The organism is Pseudomonas haemolytica (assembly GCF_009659625.1).
Classification (GTDB): domain Bacteria; phylum Pseudomonadota; class Gammaproteobacteria; order Pseudomonadales; family Pseudomonadaceae; genus Aquipseudomonas; species Aquipseudomonas haemolytica.
This window is the reverse complement of sequence record NZ_VOIW01000005.1, coordinates 519,863-542,068: the sequence shown is the minus strand read 5'-3', so window position 1 is coordinate 542,068 and position 22,206 is coordinate 519,863. Positions and strand designations below refer to the sequence as shown.

At 57.3% G+C, this 22,206-nt stretch carries 15 protein-coding genes and 1 pseudogene; 10 read left to right on the top strand and 6 right to left on the bottom strand.

The window, feature by feature from the left end; all coding sequences use genetic code 11:
• Positions 1–67 precede the first annotated feature (67 nt).
• From FRT59_RS19030 to FRT59_RS19020, 3 genes are read right to left on the bottom strand one after another with little or no spacing between them, the layout of a single operon-like run.
• Complete coding sequence (locus tag FRT59_RS19030) at positions 68–2,245, bottom strand: DEAD/DEAH box helicase (RefSeq protein WP_325167968.1); 2,178 nt, start codon at positions 2,243–2,245, stop codon at positions 68–70.
• A 43-nt stretch (positions 2,246–2,288) separates the two neighbouring features.
• The gene (locus FRT59_RS19025; protein ID WP_153872012.1) at positions 2,289–3,584 is read right to left on the bottom strand and encodes an ATP-binding protein; all 1,296 of its coding nucleotides are present in this window, start codon (positions 3,582–3,584) and stop codon (positions 2,289–2,291) included.
• Complete coding sequence (locus tag FRT59_RS19020) at positions 3,581–6,001, bottom strand: tellurite resistance TerB family protein (protein WP_153872011.1); 2,421 nt, start codon at positions 5,999–6,001, stop codon at positions 3,581–3,583. The genes FRT59_RS19025 and FRT59_RS19020 overlap by 4 nt, the downstream gene beginning before the upstream one ends.
• A 289-nt stretch (positions 6,002–6,290) precedes the next feature.
• Between FRT59_RS19020 and FRT59_RS19015 the strand changes: the two are divergent.
• Positions 6,291–6,440: pseudogene (locus FRT59_RS19015) on the top strand (glutathione S-transferase); the annotation flags it as partial.
• Between the two features lie 399 nt (positions 6,441–6,839).
• Here the strand turns inward: FRT59_RS19015 and FRT59_RS19010 are convergent.
• Positions 6,840–7,754, bottom strand: a complete 915-nt coding sequence (locus FRT59_RS19010) for a LysR family transcriptional regulator (RefSeq protein WP_034119522.1) — start codon at positions 7,752–7,754, stop codon at positions 6,840–6,842.
• 268 nt (positions 7,755–8,022) lie between these two features.
• On the opposite strand from FRT59_RS19010, the gene FRT59_RS19005 reads away from it, so the two are divergent.
• The 4 genes from FRT59_RS19005 to pgm all read left to right on the top strand — a co-directional run bounded on the left by FRT59_RS19005 (position 8,023) and on the right by pgm (position 14,368).
• Complete coding sequence (locus FRT59_RS19005; protein ID WP_153872010.1) at positions 8,023–9,045, top strand: zinc-dependent alcohol dehydrogenase family protein; 1,023 nt, start codon at positions 8,023–8,025, stop codon at positions 9,043–9,045.
• A gap of 707 nt (positions 9,046–9,752) precedes the next feature.
• A complete protein-coding gene (locus FRT59_RS19000; protein WP_153872009.1) occupies positions 9,753–11,177 on the top strand; it encodes a hypothetical protein in 1,425 nt (474 codons plus the stop codon).
• A gap of 36 nt (positions 11,178–11,213) precedes the next feature.
• Positions 11,214–12,620, top strand: a complete 1,407-nt coding sequence (locus tag FRT59_RS18995) for an aminotransferase-like domain-containing protein (protein WP_034119524.1) — start codon at positions 11,214–11,216, stop codon at positions 12,618–12,620.
• Between the two features lie 104 nt (positions 12,621–12,724).
• On the top strand, positions 12,725–14,368 hold the full coding sequence (pgm, locus tag FRT59_RS18990) for a phosphoglucomutase (alpha-D-glucose-1,6-bisphosphate-dependent) (RefSeq protein WP_034119525.1): 1,644 nt from the start codon (positions 12,725–12,727) through the stop codon (positions 14,366–14,368).
• Positions 14,369–14,434: 66 nt separating this feature from the next.
• Here pgm and FRT59_RS18985 read toward each other — a convergent pair whose 3' ends face one another.
• Entirely contained in the window at positions 14,435–15,130 is a 696-nt protein-coding gene (locus FRT59_RS18985; RefSeq protein WP_034119526.1) for a pirin family protein, read from the bottom strand.
• A gap of 218 nt (positions 15,131–15,348) precedes the next feature.
• On the opposite strand from FRT59_RS18985, the gene FRT59_RS18980 reads away from it, so the two are divergent.
• Positions 15,349–17,805, top strand: a complete 2,457-nt coding sequence (locus tag FRT59_RS18980) for a UvrD-helicase domain-containing protein (RefSeq protein WP_198809732.1) — start codon at positions 15,349–15,351, stop codon at positions 17,803–17,805.
• 69 nt (positions 17,806–17,874) lie between these two features.
• Here the strand turns inward: FRT59_RS18980 and FRT59_RS18975 are convergent, their stop codons facing one another.
• On the bottom strand, positions 17,875–18,147 hold the full coding sequence (locus FRT59_RS18975) for a DUF1652 domain-containing protein (RefSeq protein ID WP_034119528.1): 273 nt from the start codon (positions 18,145–18,147) through the stop codon (positions 17,875–17,877).
• Between the two features lie 257 nt (positions 18,148–18,404).
• Here FRT59_RS18975 and FRT59_RS18970 point away from each other — a divergent pair, with 257 nt between their 5' ends.
• Genes FRT59_RS18970 through FRT59_RS18955 form a run of 4 tightly spaced genes read left to right on the top strand, consistent with a single transcriptional unit; the run spans position 18,405 to position 22,178 of the window.
• Positions 18,405–19,214, top strand: coding sequence for a helix-turn-helix transcriptional regulator (locus FRT59_RS18970; RefSeq protein WP_153872008.1), 810 nt, complete (start codon positions 18,405–18,407; stop codon positions 19,212–19,214).
• 49 nt (positions 19,215–19,263) lie between these two features.
• Entirely contained in the window at positions 19,264–20,670 is a 1,407-nt protein-coding gene (locus FRT59_RS18965) for an NAD(P)/FAD-dependent oxidoreductase (RefSeq protein WP_153839847.1), read from the top strand.
• 26 nt (positions 20,671–20,696) lie between these two features.
• Positions 20,697–21,038 (top strand): cupin domain-containing protein, encoded by a 342-nt coding sequence (locus FRT59_RS18960; protein WP_034119531.1) that lies wholly within the window; start codon positions 20,697–20,699, stop codon positions 21,036–21,038.
• A gap of 60 nt (positions 21,039–21,098) precedes the next feature.
• The gene (locus FRT59_RS18955; protein WP_153872007.1) at positions 21,099–22,178 is read left to right on the top strand and encodes a polyamine ABC transporter substrate-binding protein; all 1,080 of its coding nucleotides are present in this window, start codon (positions 21,099–21,101) and stop codon (positions 22,176–22,178) included.
• The last annotated feature ends 28 nt before the right edge of the window (positions 22,179–22,206 follow it).

The window sequence follows — 22,206 nt, the reverse complement described above, 5'->3', positions numbered from 1 at the left end:
AGCGGATGAAGACTAGTAATGGACTGCCCATGCAGCGTACACACCTCCAGCCTATGCTTGACCTTTTTTATTTTTCTTGTTGCTTTTTGGCAAAAAGTACTGCGTGTGAAATATCGAGAGATATGGATGCGAAAGATTTTATAAGCAGCGTCTCTGGCAGCGCCCAATCCCATTTTTCGCGCAACATGTTCTCCACATCTGAGAGTATCGAGTTCAGATCGCTTGGATCCAGACTTCCCACATCCGTGAGTGCATTTTTTGTCTGATCAATGCTCGCGTCGATCTCTATAGCTAAGCCCGAATTATCACAAGATAAACCTACATAATTGAGCAGCAGGCGTAGTGCATCATTAGCGTAATCACCCAACCAACTGATCAAATAACATTTCCCACCCGACTCGATAAGGTACCGCTCACCAAGCCCCAATAACGCAAAAGTTTTTCGGGCCTCGTCGAGTAAAGCTTTGGCACCATGATCGATAAAAGGGCAGGGGCTGGAGTCCGCCAAGACTGCTCGCATCTCCGCGCGTACGGCGTCATGTACCATTGCGCCCAAGCCATCGAACTGTGGAGGAGCCCCGCCGCGTGCCGCTGAGACAATGATGACTTTGGCCCGCAGGTCAACATCACGCACCTGCCATCGACGGCCACCAAAGATAATGCGCTGGTCTTTAGTAAGCGGACGGCTCACGGGGACCGAGCCCAACGCTTTACCGTCGCATACCAGACGGAATTCCTCATCGCTGGTGAATGCGCTGTAGAACTCATAGTGATTGATCATGCGCTCGCCAACTGTTCCAGGCAGCAACAACCCTGAGCTGTCCTGGACAATCAATTCGTGCTCACCCAGAGATTTGAGTAGTTTCACAAAGTCCGGCTTTTCAATACCTTGAAATGCGCCTTCAACAATCAAGTTTTTCCATAGGTCGGCAGCCGAAGCGCCGCCGCATTGAGCAATGATGGAAAGGCATTGCTGAACCAAGGTGGAGGCATGAATGCCCTGCGCTCTGGGAGGTTCAAACCAACCTCTGGTCAGCAGTCGAACCATGGCAATGGTTTGTACCAACCCTTGGCGTAATTGATCAGATAAGCCAGATTTATCCGTGAGCGGTGATTCCTTACAGTAAACGCGTAACGTTGCTTTCTCTCCTGGGCGTCTGCCCGAACGCCCTAAACGTTGACGCAGACTTGCCACGGAAGGTGGGGCACCAATTTGCACCACCGCTTTGATACTGCCGATGTCTATTCCGAGTTCAAGTGTTGTAGTGCAAATCGCAGATGCTGGCCGGTCGCCGGCTTTCAGTGCATGTTCAGCCTGCTCCCGCAGGTCTTTCGAGAGACTGCCGTGATGAGGCCAGAACTCGTTGGGAACGCCGTCTTTCTCGCATCGTCGGCGCAGTTGGTCTGCGTACCATTCAACCTGAGACCGACTATTCGGGAATATCAAGTTATTACTGCCGCGTAGTACCTGGTAGAGATGCTCAGCAATCGCGAAGTCGGGGCTTGCCTCGTTTTCCGTGTCGTCTTCATCCCCCTCCTGCACATTAAGTTGACCAGGTTTCTTTTTAAGCTCGCTCATTGGCGGCTGAATGTATCCGCGAACTTGCACCTGAAGTGTTTGGTTAGCGTTTTTCGATTCAATAACGGTAACGGTAACGTTATCGGCATTTGCTGGGCGCAAAAACGCTGACGCCATCTTCATATCGCCGAGGGTGGCTGAAAGCCCAACTCTGGGGAGGCGCCTCCCCGCAGCAAGTTCAACCCTGTGCATCAATGACTGAAGTTGTTTGCCTCGCTCACTGCCGATGAAAGCGTGTAGTTCGTCCACGACGATATAGCGCAGGTGTTGGAATACCCCGCCGAGACTTGAGCCACGATTGACGAACAATGCTTCAAGAGATTCGGGAGTGATTAGCAGGACGCCCTCAGATGATTTGAGAAAACGGTGTTTTTTGCTGGATGAAACATCTCCGTGCCAAGCGACAACAGGGATCTCAAGCTGTTCACAGAGTCGGCTTAACCTGTCCCATTGATCGTTAATCAAGGCCTTGAGCGGACTGATATACAGCACCGCACCAGGAGGATCATCGTTATTGAGCAGATTCGTCAGGATGGGTAAGAAGGCGGCTTCGGTTTTGCCAGCGGCTGTTGCTGCGGCGATGATGACGTCCTGATCGGCGTGCACCAGAACAGGCACGGCCCATTCCTGGGCGTCGCGAAGGGAGGTCCAACCTTCAGCCCAAATCCAGCGCTGGATTCGGGGCTCTAGCTGTTCGAAGCCTGATGAATCAGAGTGTGAAGGTGGCAAGTTCATCGTCCGCATCGACCTTCATATCATCTTCACCGCAGGAATCCTTGGCGACCTCGACTGCCCCTAACAGTGTTCGCCAATCGGCCCCTGGGTTTTGCTCCAGGATGGCCAGTAGGTTGATGAACGCTGTGATCGTGGTACGCGGTGTGCGGAAGTAGGCTTCCCCTAGGCGTTGGTTGCAGTGAGCCATAAACAGAGGAAGCGCCTCGTCAGGCAGCAAATACTTTTCAGCATCGCCGCCGGCATATACGTGGCGGAGTTTTTGAAGCAGTACGTAGAAGTCTTCAGGGGTAAGACTGGTAAGGCGAATGACCGGCCCCGAGAGATCCACCAGTCCGGTTTTGGCAAACGAGTTCTCAGCCAATCGCGACTGCAGGGCAGGGTAGCTGAATAACCCTCGACGAGTGTCCATCAAAAACTCGGGCGTGCCGCCTAGCACGAAACCCAATCCTTCGGATGACCCTTGCAATGAGTCGTTGAGGATGCGGAGGATCTGTTCGTAGTTGGCATTACGAGCCTGTGTATTCGCCAGTTTGTAGAGGTTAACCAGTTCGTCGAGGCATATCATCAGGCCACCGAACCCTGCGAGTCTGACGAACCTGGAAAGCAACTTGAGCTGGTCGTAGACGGAGGCGTCGTCAATGATCGTCCGCACGCCCAAGGCAGCGCGGGCATCGGTTTTGGTGGTGAATTCTCCGCGCAGCCAGCGGATGGCGTCCGCCTTCAGTTGCTCATTGCCTTCCTCAAAACCGCGGCAGTAGGTAGCGATCACCTCGGCAAAGTCATAGCCATTAACCATTTCGGTCAATTCGGCCAAGTGTTTACGAATTACTGTCTCGCTGTCGGTACCCGCTGCCTTGGCTTCTGTTTTGGCCTGGGAGATGAATTTCTCCACGATGCCTTGCATGGCACCACCCTCAGGCTTTGTGCGCGTTGACATATTCTTGGCCAGTTCGGAGTAAAGCGAGCGAGCTTGCCCCCCGGTGGCGTGCAACCGGCGGTCAGGGTTCAAGTCGGCATGCATGGTCACGAGTTTTCGTTCCATGGCGATAGCACGAACCAGGTTCAGAAAGAACGTTTTACCTGCGCCGTACTCGCCTATCACCACCCGAAACGCTGATCCGCTCTCCATCAGACGTTCGACATCCTTGATCAGAGCATCAAGCTCACCTACACGGCCAACCTGAATCAGGTGCTGACCAACACGTGGCACTACGCCCGCGCGTAACGATTGAATGACCGCATCGCGATCCTTGGCTCTGATAGTGCTCATAGGGCTAATTCTTCCAGGATGTCTGTGTTTATCTCGACCGGGTCGTCGCCTTCTGTGACGGGCATGTCGAATCGTTCAAAAGCCATGTCGTTGATTTGTTCCAGAGCGCCATCGAGCATCAGCTCCATGTCGCTGGCAGCGGTTTCCAGTTCTGCGCGGCTCCATTCCGGGCGAGAGATCAACAGGCGGAGGAAGGCCGAGTGTTCCAGGTCAAGCCCAGGCACGTCCGCGCTCGACTCGGAATTCGGTTCAGCGCTTTCAGTCGGCCGCTCCGCCTCCTCAACCTGATCCTCAGTGAACACCTTGGCGAGGAGGGCGGAGACCTCCGCCGTCTCCCGCTGAAGCTGTGCAATCCGATCATGATCAAGGACGAAACCTTGTTTCGAAGATGAGGCAGGCTGCGCGCCGGGTTCGGCGGATGGGTAAGTGGTGGCAGGCGTCACGGCAATACCCACACCGGCTGCCGCCCCATGGAGGTCGCTGTAAAGCAACTGGCTATCCAATTGCAGTACCTTATACACACGCTCCAGCAACTTCACTTCCGCAGGGCTGACGATGCCATCGGCCTGCGCCAGATGAGCGAGGAAGCCGGCAATGGTGCGTTTTGCATCGACGGGCAAGGGATCGAGCTTTTTCTTAAGGCTGGCAAGCGTGGGCGGTTGTTGGAGTTGGATTTGCAGATGTGCTTTGAGGCGTTTGTGATGAGCACCGCTCATGTGACTCCATGAATCGATATGCTGAGCAAGCAGTGTGATTTCTTCGTTGGAGGTATCACCGTCGGCCGAAGCCACCGCACTGGCCAAATCAAGGGTTACCGATGCAGCGTTGTATGCAGCAGACGCACGGAGTGATCCATCTTCAGGCTGGGTTACAAACAACGCTATCCGGTCCTCGGCTTTTGGCGTCTTGCTGCCACCCAGTACGTCGGGTTCCATTCCAATATGCAGCGACTCCAATGCGCGGGCCAGAGCGATTACTTTGTCTCGAGACAATGCGCCCGCGCTTTTAAAGCGCCCTGCGAGCTCGCCAAAACTCATGACGACCAGGTCGTTACCAATCCTAGACTGCAACTCATCCAATTCATCATGGGCTGCCTTCGGCCAGAGCGCGACAGGAAGCTGCAGGAGCCCCTCAAGTGCCTCTGCGCTTTCAGGGTTTCTTCCCAAATAACGGCTGTAGGGCTCAACTTCGCTGGTGCATTGCTCGACCAGCAGTTGCAAAATTTTACGTGTGCCCGAGGTTGCCATAACGTCAGGTAGATCCCCCAGGGTAAGCGTGGGGGCCTTTATTACGGCAGAGGCAGGGCGATAGCTGGCCTTGAGCTTGGTTTTGTTCTGCGCCAATGTCAGGCCCGCAGGATAAGTGTTTTCGTACTTGAGCTTGAACAAGCGTGAAAACACATCTTTGCAGCGTATGACTGGCGTGCGTTTATTGATGTTGGGGTCGGCCAACGCCCATGCCAGTGCCCAATCGGCGTTCAGCGGATGCTTATTGGCCGCGTGCTGGCCTAAACCGATGCGCAGCGGCAGAGGCATTTCGTAGCTGTGCTCGGCCACATTGGGTGGCAGGCCAAGGTAGAGATTCGCGTCAACAGCGCGGTTGCCTAGGTAGTCAAGGAAGCCTTCTGCATAGCCTCGGAATGACCCATTTCCTCTATAAATACTCAGTAGACGCCGGACTTCGTCGACTATAAGAGGAACCTCATTAATGACCTTTGAATCGTAAATGGGATCAATGAGGGCTCGACGTTCCAAACCATAGAAAAACAAAAATACATAGCCGGTATCTGCCAACGGATCACTACGCCCAGCTGCGAGCCATTGCAGGTATCCGCGTCGCGCTTGCGGTGTAATGGAGTGAAAGCTCGGCCAATAAGACATCAGTCGCTCGTTGAGGTCGACGTAGTTCTTGGCAATCCGAAGTTTTGGGTTGATCAGTGAAGGCTCTTGAGCATCATGTCTGCTATCGAGTGTGCTCCCGATATAAAACATGCCGCCAGGCAGGGAGAAACCGGCAACTTCGATGATTTCGCCAGCAGGCACCCAGCGGGCGTCGGCCCTCTGTGAGCTGATACTTGGAATTTTAAAGGTATTGGCAGGGGCAGAGCCAAGTTGCACCGTATAAAACTCGGGGTTTTCCTCATTGTCCCTATTGCTCGTCGAGACCTCACGCATGGAAAACGTTACGCCTAAGCCTTGTGGCTTTTGCGGGCGTATATTCTTTGCAGCCGATTCTTGAAGCTGATTGAGCCGGCGTTTTCCGCGTTCGGCCAGCAGCCACATAATCGTGCCGATACCCGCTATGACACCGATCGCTATCCAGGCGTTTTTGGGGATCGCAGCGAGAGCACTGAATGCCAGAGCAATAATGATGAGTATGCCGGTGCCACCGGAGTTTTTGGCTTTCTTCCTTGCCATGTGTCATTTCAACCTTGAAAGATGGGTGCTGGCGCAATGGCAGTATCCAATATTTCTAACGCTTGAGCCAATGGCTTGGCTGAGCAGATGATCGGAAAGTTGAACGATCTTGGATGGAGATGTCATTTCAGCTCAAGATTTGATGCTTAGCGCATATCATCTGAACGTCGCGGCGTTTACGTGAGCCATCCTCAGTAATTTCAAGCATCAGTAATGAGGCCTGCCTGACAACGACTTGAGTCTAACGGAGCCTTCCGCCCCCATTAATAGATACGGACCACATCCCCAGGCGGATATTCCTGTGGGACTTTCGGTGAATCGCTGGATCGACACTCCGTTCGAGCATCCGTGGTTGCCGGCAGTGGCGGATTATTTCCAGCGCTTGAGCGAGTTTTCCGGATCCCCCCTGCAGGGGCATGGGTGCTACGGGTTGGCGTAGGGGCGCCCTGATGCCGTGTCCTGCTGGCCCTCGACGTCGTTGTACACGACCACGTGCCGCTGTCGCCTTGGCGCTCCGGCTTTGTGAAGTGCAAGCGCAAGCTTACGGACACATCTAATGATGGTGCGCCACCATCAGTGTCGATCACACGACTCCTCACTCGTTCTCGTATGGAGGTTCAGCCATTAACTGAGATCATCGACTAGCGCTCAACGGCGGCTGGGAACAGCGCAGGGGAGACTTTTCGAGAACGGAACTGTTGGGCTTTAGATTGGGGGCATCCTTTTCAAACCATGCCCTCAGATGTGCCCCCAATGTAGCAATCCACTGGAAGTGAACGGAGCTCCATGGTTTGTGGAAAGGCAGAAATGATCAGCCGAACAGCCTGCCCGACAACGCCTAAAGACTCTCAGGATCCCCAAAAAACATCTGAATCCGCGACCTCAACCACCGCTCCCCCGGGTCATTATCCTGTGACCCACGCCACGCCATGTGCAGTTCAAATGAACGCACCGGCAGTGGCGGGTCTTCGGCGCGCAGGCCTCCGGCCGAAGTCAGCGCCTCGGCGGCATAATCCGGTACGGTAGCCAGGATGTCGGTGCCCGCCAACAGCGTGCCCAGCCCGTTGAACTGTGGCACCGCCAGTACGACGTGACGTTTGCGATCAAGCTTTTCCAGCTCTTCATCAATAAACCCACTCAAGTCCCCCGCAAACGACACCAATGCATGGGGGCGCGAGCAGAAGTCGTCCAGGCTCAGTGAGCCGGGCACGCTATCGGCACGCAGCAATTTAGGCAGGCTGCGGCGCAGCACCTTGCGTTTGGCGTTGGCTGGCAGGTCGGCGGTATAGCTGACGCCGATGGAGATTTCACCGGAAGCGAGAAGGCCGGGCATCAGGATGTAGTTGACGCGGCGCACCACCAGCACAATGCCCGGGGCTTCTGCGCGCAGGCGTTTGAGCAGTTGCGGCAGCAGGGCGAATTCCACGTCATCGGACAGGCCGATCCTAAACACGGCAGTGCTGGTGGCCGGGTCGAATTCGGCGGCGCGGCTGACGGCGGTGGAAATCGAGTCCAGGGCCGGGGAGAGCAGGGCGAAGATTTCCACGGCGCGCGCTGTGGGTTCCATGCTGCGCCCGGTGCGCACAAACAGCGGGTCATCGAACAACCCACGCAGGCGCGACAACGCCGCGCTGATGGCAGGCTGGCCGAGGAACAATTTCTCGGCGGCGCGGGTCACACTGCGCTCATGCATCAAGGTTTCGAATACGATCAAGAGGTTAAGGTCGACACGACGCAGGTCGTTACGGTTCATCTTGTGTCCTGGAAGAGTCAGCAAACTTGACGTGAGCGGTCACACAGGAACCTCCAAGGTTCGATTGAGAAGCATGACCGGCATGAATCTTACGGGGAAAGGCTGGTACTCTGCACCGGCTAATTGATTTTTCCTACGATAGTTGAGGTCTGTTCCTCCTTCGCGGAATCAATGACAGGCATGTCGACTATTAATGGCGACCGGTGGCCTTAGCTGAAAAGCCCAGATAAAGTTCATGGCATTAGAGGTTACTTTGACGAGGTTTGCGATGTCCCGCACGATCCGTTTTCACAAGTTTGGTCCGGCCGAGGTGCTCAAATGCGAAGAGCATGCAGCCGCGCAGCCCGCACCGGGCGAAGTGCAGGTGCGTGTCGAAGCGATTGGCATCAGCTGGTACGACATTCTTTGGCGCCAGAACCTGGCGTCTTCCCATGCACGCTTGCCCTCTGGCCTTGGCCATGAGATGGCCGGGGTAGTTATCGCCCTCGGCGATGGCGTGGATGACTTGGCAGTGGGCGATAAGGTGGCCAGTTTTCCAGCCGAAAGCCCTAATGATTACCCGGTGTATGGCGAGCAGATCGTCTTGCCACGTTCGGCCTTGACCCGTTACCCGGATGTCTTGAGCCCGATTGAAGCCAGTGTGCACTACACGCCGCTGCTGATTGCGTACTTTGCCTACATGGACCTGGCGCGGGTCAAGCCCGGGCAGTTTGCCCTGGTGACCGATGCCAGCCACTGTGCCGGCCCCTCGTTTGTACAACTGGGCAAGGCCCTGGGTGTGCGAGTGATTGCTGCCACCAAGGACAGTTCTGAACGCGAATATCTACTGTCCCTCGGGGCTGAAAAAGTTATCGTCACCGAAGAGCAAGACCTGCTGATGCAGATCAACAAGTTCACCGACAACCGGGGCGTCGACGTAGTGTTCGATGGCCTGGGTGGCCCGCAGATGTCGTTGCTCGGCGATGTCTTGGCGCCTCGCGGCAGCCTGGTGCTGTATGGCCTGCAAGGCGGCAACCAAACGCCATTTCCGGCTTGTGCGGCGTTCCAGAAGAACATCCAGTTCTTTGTGCACTGTATCGGCAACTTCACCGGCAAGCCGGAACTGGGCATCATCCAGGACCAGGTAGCATTGCAGCGCGCGTTGCGTGATATCAACCAACTGACAGCCGATCGTGTGCTCGTCCCACTGAAAACCACGGTATTTCCGTTCAGTCAGTTCGTCGAAGCGCATCGCTACATGGACGAATGCCCGTGCCGCGAGCGTGTCGCATTGCAGGTTGAAGCTGTTTGAGCTGTAGGAGTATTCGCAAATGAATACGCTGGCGTCTGGGCCGATGAGGCAAATGCGCCATTTGACAGGGCTTAACCCGCACCAGGGTTGAGCCGCCGCAAGAGCATTCTGCCCCTGCAAACAATACCTTTTTTCCTTAAGCCGCCCTGAAATCCAGTGCGGCGCTGTTGTGTGGGCGCGATTAATGTTTGTGATCGGGCGCATCTGAACGGGTTTCAGGCGATCTTCTGTATCTGTTAATCATTATTTGAGTGCCGATAATTGTGCCTTCACTGTCATCTCAAGGATTGAGCAATGATTAAATGTCTGAGATTTTTGCCACGTTCCGAAGAAACTAAGCGAGGCGTATCCGGCCACCCGGATAGTGCACGCAAAGCGCCCTATTGTTTCGCGCGGACGCGACTAAAGTGGGCGATTAACTTTTGTCAGATGCGTCCTTAGTTTGTTAGTTGGAATAGTGTAGGAAGTTGTAGGGCTGTTCCTAGGCCTGCTGGCCGCGCCGTTTAGATATGGCTCGGCAGCGCGATTTGCTTGGGCGGAGCCCTGAGAGCGCTGCCACGCATCGCCAGTGGTTTTGTTGCAAGGTGCTAATGTTGAACTCACTGCGCGCTGTGCAACGGACGACACCCGCCCTACAGATTTAATGGGTCGAGCAATTAATGTTGATAGTTGCTTGAAACTGATACTTCAACTCAGGTAGTAGAACGATGAGCGCAATTCATGAGCAAGCCATGAACTATGTTTACCAGCAAGTTTTGCAGCGTTTGGTCGGGCACTTTACGCGCACCGAACGAACAGTGCTCCAATTGTTGGTCCAACGAATTGTGGTCGCAGCCGGTGGCATGGAACAAGTGGGTAATTATAAAGTGCTGATCGCCCACGGCGGTGGCGAGGTCAGCAGTTACGCCTTGGCGATGCTGCGGGCGGCACAACTGACCATTGCGGGCCGGGCCCCTAAGACTTTTCACTTACGGGTTGCCACCCTGCGCTATGCGGGCATGACCCAGGCCACCCTCGACAGCATTAACCAAGGCTATGGCAGGCTGTTTTTCCATGACGACCCGAGAGTCGAGCTGTTGATGGTGGAGAATCAGGAGGTACTGCCCTTTAATCCGCAGCGACCTCCGTCTGCTGCCGGGCGGCAGGTCAGCCAGCGCAATATGTTGATGTTGGGGCATCTGACCTCCGGGGATATCCGCGCAACGTTGTGCAACGATACCTACCTGGCCTTCGGCGAGTTCTACCAGCGTGCCGCCACATGGAACGGCGGCGTGCATGCCATGGTCAGCGGCGACTCGCCACGCCAGCAAAGCCAATACCTTGCCTGGCTGAAGAAGACTGCATTGGCAACCGCTCTCGACTTCGCACCCGGCAAGCCGGTGTCGCTCAATGGGTTATTTGCGCGTATGGAGGAGTGGAGTGTCGCTTGTTACCGTGACCTTTATGGCGAACATTATGTGGGCACTGAGGGGGCAGGTCGGGGTGGGCACCGTCATCTGGCCTATATCGGTATTGCTGACCTGCTCGACGATGTGGATGTGCCCCAGGCAACGTTGCTGACCGACTTCCTGGCGTGCCAGCCGGACCCGTTTGATTTTCACTTCAGCCATCCTGCCTACCCCAATCCATTGCTCATGGCGCACTTGCACGGGCTGCAGGCCCAATGTCTGCGTGAGCTTTCCTATGAGCATGGCGTCGAAAGCTTTTTTCGCCAGGCAATGGACTACATGCACCGCAGGAAAATCCCCATGGCGTTGATCGCTGAGGCGTCCGGTGAAGATGGGCGTGTCCTGGCGACCACCTATGCCCGAGAGTTCTTTGGTTTGGACGAAGGTCAATTAACCTGCCTGTTGTTTGCGCCCTTCATTCAGCATGGCGAGCGACTGGAGGGTTTCCTGCGTCAATGTCACCCTGGCATGCTGGTGGCGCTCCCCGAACTGCACAAGGCGCTTCAAGGCAAACCCGCTGCGGAAATGTTGCAACAGTGGCTGGTGGATACCAGCGGATTGCCGCTGCCACTATTGCAGCATGTGTACCGCAAGCGGCCTCTTCAGATCGACCGTCGCATCCTGGCAAGCAAGCAGCGCTTCATGCCTTGCCAGGCACGGACTGCGCAGTTGTCGGGGAGCTAGTCGCGTGTGCTGGCCTAAACCGCCCGGTGAACAGCTATGAACCTGCGAGGAGAGCGGCAGGCAGATTTTGCCTACCAGGCGGTGTATCGCTACATGATCAGCCTGATCAACGAAATCAGCCTGCAGACGCCGGTCAAGCTGCCGTCCCTGCGGCAGTTGTCGGCACGCTTGAACGTGTCAATCTCGACGATCCAGTACGCTTACTCGCTGCTGGAGAAGGAAGGGCGCATCTACTCGGTCGCCAAGTCCGGCTACTTCGCCTGGCCAGTGGCGGCTAACTCGCAAGTCATGGCGGGCGCCGACTTGCTCGAGCGGCTATACGCGGCGGCGCGACGTCCGGGCATGGTCGTACTCAGTGGCGATGAACCGGCGTTGCTGGGCTCGCTCGATGGCGACTTGCTGACGCTGGAACGTCAACTGGTGCGCAAGTACCCGCACCAGTTGCAACCCTGGACGCAACCCTGCGGCGTCTGGGAGCTTCGTGCGGCGTTGGCTGCGCGTTATACATCGTCGCCCACGCGCTGTTGGCAGGCCGATGAGGTATATATCGGCGCCGATTTGCGGGGTGTACTGGAAATACTGATTGATGCCCTGGGTCTCAAGGGCACCGTGGTGGTGACTGAATCACCCTGTGACTACCTGGTCTTGCGCTTGTTGCAGACCGCTGGTGTCCGGGTGATCGAGTTGCCGTGGCTCGCCGACGGCAGCTTCGACCTGACCACATTCGAGCACCTGTTGCATCACGAATCCGTGCATCTGGTGCTGTTGTCATCAGTGATCAGTATGCCGTCGGGCGCGGCTTTATCGGTTCCGGAGCGCCTGCAGGTGGCGCATCTGCTCGACCAATACGGTTGTTGGCTGCTGGAGGACGACACCTTTGGCGAACTGAGCTACACCCCGTCCCAGGCGGCCCTGCGTAATCTCGTCAACCCAGAGCGCCTGATCGTGTTCTCCTCGTTCGAGAAGGTATTGGGCCCGGAGGCGCCCTTTGGTTATCTGCTGTCACATCAGATAGGCAGTGAATTGCAACGTCAGTTTCTACTGCGCTCGTTTCGATTATCGTCAATCCGCCAGCGCGCCATTGCCCGGCTCTACCAGAGCGGGCGCTTTGACCAGCACTTGCAGACATTGCGCCAGCACCTGCAAGAACAAGCGCAAGCCATGAGCCTGCGGCTGGAGGCGCGCATGGCTGGCCGCGTGAGCTACCGAATGCCCGTCGCGGGGGCGAGTTTCTGGTTAGAGTCGGTGGCGCCGGTGGATATGCGCCTGGTCTTCCAGAGCATGCTCACGCAACAGGTGATTATCGCCCCGGGCGAGTTGTTCAGCCTCAGTGGCTTGCACCACCAGCATATGCGTGTGAGTCATACGTTCACGGGCCATCCCAACCTGGATATCACCCTGGATACGTTGGCTCATGCACTGCTCCAGTCGCAAACTGGCTAGTGTTTGAAATTTGTCTCTCGCCTGTAGGATCGATACCGTCGCGAAGTAGTCCAAGTCCCAGTAAACTGTCATTTTTTCCGAATCCTTCTTTACGAGGTTTATGCATGACTATCAGTCCTTTTGCGGGCAAACCGGCGCCAGCCCAGTTGCTGGTGGACATCCCGCGACTGGTCACGGCCTATTACACCGGCCAGCCTGATGCAGCGATCTCCACCCAGCGTGTGGCCTTTGGTACCTCCGGGCACCGTGGCAGCTCGTTTGAGCTGAGCTTCAACGAATGGCATGTGCTTGCGATCAGCCAGGCCATCTGCCTGTACCGAGAAGCCCAAGGTATCGATGGTCCGCTGTTCGTAGGCCTGGACACCCACGCACTGTCGACACCTGCCGGCGCGAGTGCCTTGGAAGTACTGGCCGCCAATGGCGTACACGTCATGTTGGCTGAAGGCGATGAGTACACGCCGACCCCAGCGATTTCCCACGCCATCATCTGCTACAACCGTGGCCGTACCAGCGGCCTGGCGGACGGCATTGTGATTACGCCGTCCCACAACCCACCGCAAAGTGGCGGCTACAAGTACAACCCGCCTAACGGTGGTCCGGCCGATACCCACGTCACCAAGTGGATCGAAGCCAAGGCCAACGAGTTGCTCGCCAACAAGCTGGCCGGGGTCAAGCGCGTCACCCACGCCCAGGCGCTCAAGGCGGACACCACTCACCGCCATGACTACCTCAACAGCTATGTGGCTGATCTGATCAATGTGATCGACATGGACGCAATCCGCAGCGCCGGCTTGCGCCTGGGCGTGGATCCATTGGGCGGAGCAGGGGTGCGCTATTGGTCGGCGATTGCCGAGCACTACCGTCTGAACCTTGAGGTGGTAAACACTGAAGTCGACTCCACCTTCCGTTTCATGAGCGTCGACTGGGACGGCCAGATCCGCATGGATCCGTCCTCCAGCTACGCCATGCAGGGCCTGATCGGCCTCAAGGAACGCTTCGACGTCGCGTTTGCCTGCGACCCGGACCACGACCGTCACGGTATCGTTACGCCGTCCGGTGGCCTGTTGGCGCCGAATAACTACCTGGCGGTGTCCATCGACTATCTGTTCCAGAACCGTCCTGAGTGGCGCGCCGATGCTGCCGTGGGCAAGACCGTGGTCAGCAGCGGCCTGATAGATCGCGTCGCGGCGCGTATCGGCCGTCGTTTGTACGAAGTGCCGGTGGGCTTCAAATGGTTTGCCGATGGCTTGTTCGAAGGCTCGTTGGGTTTCGGCGGCGAAGAAAGCGCCGGTGCCTCGTTCCTGCGCAAGGACGGCACGGTATGGAGCACCGACAAAGATGGCCTTATCCCGGCCTTGCTGGCGGCGGAAATGACCTCGCGCAAAGGCCAGGACCCAAGCCAGATCTATCGCGGCCTGACCGACGCGTTGGGTGAGCCGTTTGCCATTCGCGTCGATGCCAAGGCGACCCCGGCGCAAAAAGCCCTGCTGGGTAAACTCTCGCCGGAGCAGGTGACGTCCACGCAATTGGCCGGGGAGAGCATCCAGCAAATACTCAGCCATGCACCTGGCAACAACCAGGCCATTGGCGGTTTGAAAGTCATGACCGAAAACGGCTGGTTTGCCGCACGGCCATCGGGCACTGAAGACATCTACAAGATCTACGCCGAGAGCTTTATCGGCGAAGATCACCTCAAGCAACTGGTGGAAGAGGCGCAGGTGTTGGTAGACGGTGCAATCAGCCAGTAACCAGGCCGTACACACTGTGGGAGGGGGCAAGTCCCCTTCCACATTAGAGGCCTGGAGGGCTTGAGATCAGGCCAGGTCGACCAATACGATCTCACTGTCCTCAATCGCCGTCACCCGCAACACCTGCTCATCCTCAACCGCCACGCCATCTCGAGCCTGTGCCCGCACCCCATTGACTTCAATCACGCCCGTGGCCGGCACCAGGTACGCCCGACGCCCACTGTCCAGCCGGTACTCGGCGCTTTCCCCTGCTTTCAGATTGGCTGCCACCAAGCGCGCATCGGCACGAATGCGCAGGCTTTCACTGTCGCCGGCCTTTCCGCTGGCCAATGTCACAAAACCCTCGCGATTGCCTTGTGGAAACGGTTTGGCACCCCAGGACGGCGGCAAGCCAGCTTCATTTGGGATGATCCAGATCTGGAAGATCTTGGTTGGTGTGGCCTCCAGGTTGTATTCGCTGTGGGCAATCCCGGTGCCCGCGCTCATCACTTGTACGTCGCCGGCCTCGGTGCGACCTTTGTTGCCCAGGTTGTCGGCATGGCTGATAGCCCCTTCACGCACGTAGGTGATGATCTCCATGTCACGGTGCGGGTGCTGAGGGAAGCCGGTGCCCGGCGCGATGATATCGTCGTTCCATACCCGCAGGTTGCCCCAGTGCATACGCTCGGGGTCGTGGTATTCGGCGAATGAAAAGTGGTGATGGGCGTCAAGCCAGCCATGATGGGCGCCGCCCAAGGTGTTGAAAGGTCGAAGTTCAAGCATGATCGTCTCCTGTTGATGGAGCTATCATCCAACAGCGCATGATCGATAAAAAGCGTAAAAACTGCTGGATTCCTATCCATTAATTCGATTGTTTAACCCTGTACTGACTTTCACTTCATCGCCTAACTGCATGACAGCAAAGCATTTGGCTGGAACTGAGCGCCAATTCCGGCGACCATGGCGCCCTTGTCAAAGCCAAGCTCATCGCAGGAGTCCGCGTGCCGCAACAAAAGCCTGATCTGCCCCCTGAACTGCGTCCCTTGACTGAAATGCCCCTGTTGAAGCGGCTTGCTGCTCGCCTGTTCGGCCACGGCCTTACCCGCTTGCGTGCGCAGCACCGGTTTTCCTGGTTGCATGGCCAAGCCGATGGTTTCCGCAGTGGGCATGAGGCGGGTGTGGAATATGGCTACCGCGAGGGCAAGGCCGATGGGCTTGAGGAGGGCCGGCAGGTCCTGTTGATTCGCGATTTCCGCCCGGATGAACACCGTGCGCCGGGGGTGGATGACAGCCTGTTTGACGATTGGCGGTTGCCACTCACGCCTGAGGTGAAGAAACGCATGAAGGCGGATGTCGCGCACTTGCTGCCGGCGCATGCGCAGCCGAGTGCCGCGCAGTGGAAGATGATCTTCAGCGACACGCCCTCGACCTCGGTGATCGCCGGTGCTGGCGCCGGTAAATCCACCTCGCTGGTACTGCGCATCCTGTTGCTCACGCATTACCTGGGCTTTGAGCTGAGTTCGATGACGGTGGTGACGTTCACCCGCGAGTCGCGCAAAGACTTCATTCACAAGCTCATGGAAATTCTCAGCCTGTGGGGCCAACCCCTTGGCATGAAAGAAGCCCAGGCCGTGGTCCGTACCTTTCACTCGCGCATTCTGCCGATGGTGCGCAGCTTGCCGGGCTTCGAGCGACTGCAAGCCTTTGAAAATCTCAGCGCAGGCTTTGAAGACGCCGACAGCAACCCCTTCGACCTGCGTATCAGCGATGCCCAGCGTCAACAGATGAATGCCTGTTACCACCGCCTGCATGGTCGCCATGAGCGGTTCCGCGAGTTGATTGCGCCGTTGGCCCGCCATGGCTTGCAGCTAAAGGAACTGGAGCGCGATCATCCGGACGTGCAAAAACGCATGGCCGTGACTGAGTTAGCGGCCAAACGCGATGACGAGTTGTGCGATGTGATCGAAGACCTGTGGTTTCGCGCCGGTGCCTGGCCGATCAAGGGCATAGAGCCTGGGCGCCAGACGTTTGAAATCAATGGCGCGCAATTTCATTGCCATGGCTATATCCCGGAGCTGGGTGCCTGGGTGGTACTGGGTTTTGATGCGCGGGAAAACGCTCAGATCAGTCGGCCGAACTCGAAGCTTTCAGTGCGTGCAGAATGGGCGGTAAAGCGCACCCTGTTTCAAGCTTTCTGTCATAAGCCTTTGATATGGTTAGATAGTTATGAGTCTTCAAAGCGCCTCCTCAGCAGCCTGGCCGGTGATGCTACGGCCGGGCCGGGCTTTGATTACAAGGTCAAGGGCGAACTGGCCTCAGCGCCGCTGTTGGACAGTTTCGTCATGGCTGCCGGGTTTATCGAAAACCTTGGGTTGGACTTACCCACGGCGGTCAGCCAAATGCGCTTCGCCAAGGACGACCCGGATCGGTTTTTCTTTGAAGCCCTGAGTATTTTCTGGAAGGCCCTGGAAGACCACCTGCTGGATCAATCACCGCCGATCATGACCTACAACCGGATGTTCTCCCTGTTTGGTGAAAACACCCCGGAAAACCTCAAGCTGCTCAGCGATCCGCTGCTACGGCCGATGTCGCACCTGATGATTGACGAATTCCAGGATGTATCGCCGCAGATCGTGTCGTGGATCCGCGCCAGCCTGCGGGAAATCCGTAGTCGCGGCCCGGCGATGCACGTCGGGCGCGGTGCGCAACGCTCATCCTTGTTGTGCGTGGGAGACGACTGGCAATCGATCTATGGCTGGCGCGGCAGCTCGCCCAAGTACTTTATGGAGTTCAACAAGGAATTTGTATCGCCGAGCACCACTCGCGTAATGCTCGGCGAGAACTACCGCAGCCATCAGCACATCATCGATGCGGCCGAACATATCGTGCGTAGCGCGCCGGCGATCCCCGGCAAGAAGGCCAAGGCCAGTGGCGCGCCAAAGACGTTGCTGCCTGTCACAGTGCTGGAGCGCGACGACGCGGCGCTTGGGCTGCGGTTGTTGGAGCACTATCAAAGGGGCGAGACAGTGTTGATGCTCTATCGAAAAAGTAGCGATAAGTTATTGATTCAAGAGCATATTCAGTCTGTTGTTAATGTGGATTCTAGCTTGCCGGGGCATGAGCGCAGGCTCAAACAACTGACCTACCACAGCGCCAAGGGCTTGCAGGCGGATGCAGTATTTTTGCTAGGGGACTGCCAGCATCTCACCAGCTCGCCCTATAAGAACCAGGTTTACCGCATGGCCGGCCTGGGCAAGGAGGGTGACAGCGAGCCGTACGACAACGCGCAAAAGGACGAAGTACTGCGCCTTGCCTACGTCGGCATAACCCGGGCGGTCAGCCACTGCTACTGGTACGTGGAAAAGCCGGAGGGCCAGGGCGTGAATGTGCCGAGGGCATCTGAACGGGTAGACGGCAAGAAAGCGTTCTTCGATGACCAGCGCCGAGTCTCAACCTGACACAGGGCTGAATGTGGGAGGGGGCAAGCCCCTCTCATATTTCTGGATCTTCATTGCAGGTGGGAAAGTTCAGGCCCGCAACGACAACGGCGGCACAAAACTCTCCAGCTCATCCTCTACCGCCTCGATGATGCGCTCCACATCGGCGGCGTTCATCACCGTGGAGCAAGGGATGCCAGCGATGGCGATCAATGTCTCGCCGCTGGCTCGGTCGAACAGGCGGGCGACCATGCTGCCGGGGGCGTCCATACTCCCCTCGAAGCCGATTGGATGAAAATGCCAGCGCATCAGCTGGCAGGCGTTGGGAAAAGTCACTTTGTTCATGTTGCCCACCTTGTTCATTGAGCGCTTCCTTTAGCTCGCGGCAGGGGTCACGACCGTCGTTGGTCATGACGTCGAAGAACTTCAAAGTAGCATTCGTTCGCAAGCACAAGGTGAATTTTTTGGCCCCGTTCGGCGGTTCTTTTCGCTAATTTTGATGTGGGTCATGTCCTACGGAAAATTAGGCAAAAGGCCATTAGTCAGACGATCAAACTGCCTATTGAAGGGCCGGGTGAAATTCGGCACTCTCAAGCGTTTTCCTCGCCGCAGAGCCCTATATGCCCGACATCGCCCCAGACGATGACTGTCAGAACACTCAAGCCACCGGCGAATTGGTCTTGCACCATCACCTGTGCTGGCGCCATCGCGATCTGGACGGCGTCATGGCCTACTACCATCCCGAGGTCCAGTACCACGACTTCTTCCAGAACCGTGTGGTGGGTTACGCCGAGCTGCGCGAGTACTTGCAAGCCAGCATGCCCCGCGAGGCGGACGAGGCGATTGAACACACCGACCGCATCCGCGCCGATGGCGATACGGCGTTTATCCAGTACCGCATCACCTTGCGCGGCGGCCAGGGCCTTGTGTCGTTTCGAACCAGTGAGGCCATTACGGTGCGCGACGGGCTAATCTGGCGGGTAAACGAGTACGCGTCCCTGGTGCATGAGCAGCCTGCCCAATCGACGCGTCCTACCGTCAGTCGCCTGGGTTTGTCGCCCCAGCAACTGGGGCATATGGCCAAGGACCTGCAGCAATACTTCGAATCACGGCAACCCTATCTTGACCCGGAACTGGACTTGCAACGAGTGGCCAAGGAATGCGGCTACAGCCGCAATCAGATGTCCTACCTGCTGAACCAGGTGCTGGGGCAGAGCTTCTACCGCTACGTCAACCAGGCGCGGCTCCAGCATCTATTGGCCGCGCTGGACAGCGCCACACCGCCCATCAAAGTCGATGACCTGGCGTTTGCCGCTGGCTTCAATTCACTGTCGGCGTTCTACAGCGCGTTCCGCCAGCACACCGGCCAGTCGCCCAAGGCCTACCTCAAACAAATTTCCCTGCGTGCACGCGCGCAAGACAGCCCCTGACGCCGCGCTCTAGGATCGACCCTATCGAAACGGAGTAGGGGACACGGGCATGCCGGCATGGCGCACTATCAGTTTATGGATGGACCAGTTGGACGACCCGCTGCAAGCGCGGCCGGCCCTGGAGCATGACCTGGACGTCAACGTGGCCATTATCGGCGCCGGCTACACCGGGCTGTGGACCGCCTATTACCTGAAACGCCAGGCCCCCGAGCTGAAAATCGCGATCATCGAAGCGCAAACTGCCGGATTTGGCGCCTCCGGTCGCAACGGTGGCTGGCTGATGGGCAATTTGCTGGGGGAAGACCGCCTGCTGGCCGGCCTTTCACCGCAACAGCGGCGCGCCTCGTTTGACCTGCTGCACGGCATTCCTGATGAAGTGGCGCAGGTACTGGCCCGTGAAGGCATGGACTGCGACTACCGCAAAGGCGGTGCTCTGTATTGCGCCGCACGCTACCCGGAGCAGGAGGTGAGCCTGCGGCAGTACCTGGCCAAGTTGTACGCCCAGGGTCTGACTGAAGACGACTATCGCTGGCTCAGCCCGCAGCAATTGGCCGAACAAATCCGTATCGCCAAGCCGTATGGCGGTATCTACACGCCCCACGTTGCAACCATCAACCCGGCCAAACTGGTGCGCGGTCTGGCACGGGCCGTTGAAAACCTGGGCGTGACCATTTACGAAAACAGCCCTGTGACCCATTGGCAGTCCGGCAGCCTGCGTACCGCCAAGGCCAGCGTACGCACTGCCTGGGTAGTGCCCGCTGTCGAAGGCTACGCCAATACGTTGCCGCCCCTGGGCCGCTACCAGTTGCCAGTGCAGAGCTTGATTGTCGCCACCGAACCATTGCCTGCCAGCACATGGGATGAAATCGGTCTCGACCACGGCCAGGCCTTTGGCGAGAGCAGTCGGCAAGTTACCTATGGCCAGCGCACGGCGGACAATCGTTTGGTGTTCGGTGCCCGTGGTGGCTACCAATTCGCCGGCAAGCTGCGTCATAACTTTGATTTGACCGACAACGAAGTGGAGCTGCGTCGCTACCTGTTCGGTGAGCTCTTCCCACAGTTGAAGAACACAAGAATTACCCATTCATGGGGCGGCAATCTCGGTATGTCGCGCAATTTCAGACCTCATATGCTCTGCGACCACAAAACCGGTATCGCGCTTTCTGGCGGGTATGGCGGGGAGGGCGTAGGTGCCACCAACCTCGGCGGCCGCACCCTGGCCGACCTGATCCTGGGCCTGGACACGCCACGGGTCCACCAACCCTGGGTGATACGCGAGCGCAGCCTGCGCGCGCTGAAGGCCTGGGAACCGGAGCCGTGCCGCTGGCTGGGCTACAACGCGATCATCCGCAGTTTTGTCCATGAGGACCAGGTATTGGCCAACCCCAACACCGCGCCCTGGCGCCGCCGGTTGGCGACCGGTATCGCTGGGATCATGGAAGGGTTCATGCACTAAGTCGCTCCATTCATACGGGAAAACCCATGAGCATCACTCAATTCAAAGACACGCTTCACACCCATTTGCCGAACTCATCACCGGTGGCCGTGCCCTTGGGCGAGCCCATCGCCGTGGCCTCGACCTTGAGCGTGGAGCGCAATGATGGCGTCGAGACCGGCATCTGGGAATGCACCCCGGGGCGCTGGCGGCGGCAGATCACATCCCAGGAGTTCTGCCATTTCATCCAGGGGCGCTGCACTTTTACGCCTGACAACGGAGAAATCGTTCACATACAAGCCGGTGATGCGCTGATGTTGCCGGCCAACAGCACCGGTATCTGGGATATCCAGGAAACCGTGCGCAAGACCTACGTATTGATTCTGTAACGCTTTGATCCTTGATCGCCTGCCATAAAAACAGCCCAAAAACCGCCAGGAAATCGAACCATGAAAGCTATTGCCCTGTTGCCCCTGATGTTGGTCGCCTCTATCAGCCAGGCTGCCGAGACCGTGAAGATCTACAACTGGTCGGACTATATTGCGCCGGATACCACCAGGAATTTCCAGAAAGAAACCGGCATCGGTTTCACCTACGACGTGTTCGACAGCAACGAAACCCTCGACGGCAAGTTGATGACCGGTAAATCCGGCTACGACGTGGTGTTCCCCTCCAACCATTTCATGGCTCGGCAGATCCAGGGCGGCGCCCTGAAGAAGCTCGACAAGAGCCAGTTGCCGAACTGGAAGAACCTCAACCCGGTGCTGCTCAAGGCTGTGGAAAACAACGACCCGGGCAACGAGCACGGGTTCCCGTACCTGTGGGGCAGCACCGGCATTGGCTACAACATTGACAAGGTCAAGGCGGTATTAGGCGACAACGCGCCGGTGGACTCATGGGACTTGATCTTCAAGCCGGAAAACATGGCCAAGCTGAAGAAGTGCGGGGTGGCGATTCTCGACAATGGCCCGGAACTGCTGCCAGCAGCGCTGAATTACCTGGGCTTGCCGCACCACAGCAGAAAGGCCGAGGACTACAAGAAAGCTGAAGACCTGTTGATGAAAGTGAGGCCTTACGTAGCGTACTTCCACTCCTCGAAATACACCGCCGACCTGGCCAATGGTGATATCTGCGTGGCCGTCGGTTTTTCAGGCGACATCCTGCAGGCCGAAAGCCGCGCCAAGGAAGCCAAGAACGGCGTAAACATCGGCTACAACATTCCCAAGGAGGGCGCGGCGATCTGGTTCGACATGGTTGCCATGCCTGCCGACGCGCCGAATGAACACGCCGGTTATGCCTTCATGAATTACCTGTTGCGCCCGCAAATCATGGCCAGCATCACCAACCACGTGCATTACGCCAATGGCAACGCCGCTGCCGATAGCCTGGTGGACCCGGCGATCAAGGCCGATACCAAGGTGTATCCGAGCCCGGAAATGATGGGGAAGTTGTTTGCGCTGCAAGCCATGCCCTTGAATATCGACCGGATTCGCACGCGGGTGTGGAACACCATTCGCACGGGGTACTAGTTAACCGATGACTACAGTTGCAAGGTGG

Coding starts and splice junctions, on each gene's coding strand:
- FRT59_RS19025 (WP_153872012.1), bottom strand. CDS start 3,584: ATGAGCACTATCAGAGCCAAGGATCGCGATGCGGTCATTCAATCGTTA.
- FRT59_RS19020 (WP_153872011.1), bottom strand. CDS start 6,001: ATGGCAAGGAAGAAAGCCAAAAACTCCGGTGGCACCGGCATACTCATC.
- FRT59_RS19010 (WP_034119522.1), bottom strand. CDS start 7,754: ATGAACCGTAACGACCTGCGTCGTGTCGACCTTAACCTCTTGATCGTA.
- FRT59_RS19005 (WP_153872010.1), top strand. CDS start 8,023: ATGTCCCGCACGATCCGTTTTCACAAGTTTGGTCCGGCCGAGGTGCTC.
- FRT59_RS19000 (WP_153872009.1), top strand. CDS start 9,753: ATGAGCGCAATTCATGAGCAAGCCATGAACTATGTTTACCAGCAAGTT.
- FRT59_RS18995 (WP_034119524.1), top strand. CDS start 11,214: ATGAACCTGCGAGGAGAGCGGCAGGCAGATTTTGCCTACCAGGCGGTG.
- pgm (WP_034119525.1), top strand. CDS start 12,725: ATGACTATCAGTCCTTTTGCGGGCAAACCGGCGCCAGCCCAGTTGCTG.
- FRT59_RS18985 (WP_034119526.1), bottom strand. CDS start 15,130: ATGCTTGAACTTCGACCTTTCAACACCTTGGGCGGCGCCCATCATGGC.
- FRT59_RS18975 (WP_034119528.1), bottom strand. CDS start 18,147: ATGAACAAGGTGGGCAACATGAACAAAGTGACTTTTCCCAACGCCTGC.
- FRT59_RS18970 (WP_153872008.1), top strand. CDS start 18,405: ATGCCCGACATCGCCCCAGACGATGACTGTCAGAACACTCAAGCCACC.
- FRT59_RS18965 (WP_153839847.1), top strand. CDS start 19,264: ATGCCGGCATGGCGCACTATCAGTTTATGGATGGACCAGTTGGACGAC.
- FRT59_RS18960 (WP_034119531.1), top strand. CDS start 20,697: ATGAGCATCACTCAATTCAAAGACACGCTTCACACCCATTTGCCGAAC.
- FRT59_RS18955 (WP_153872007.1), top strand. CDS start 21,099: ATGAAAGCTATTGCCCTGTTGCCCCTGATGTTGGTCGCCTCTATCAGC.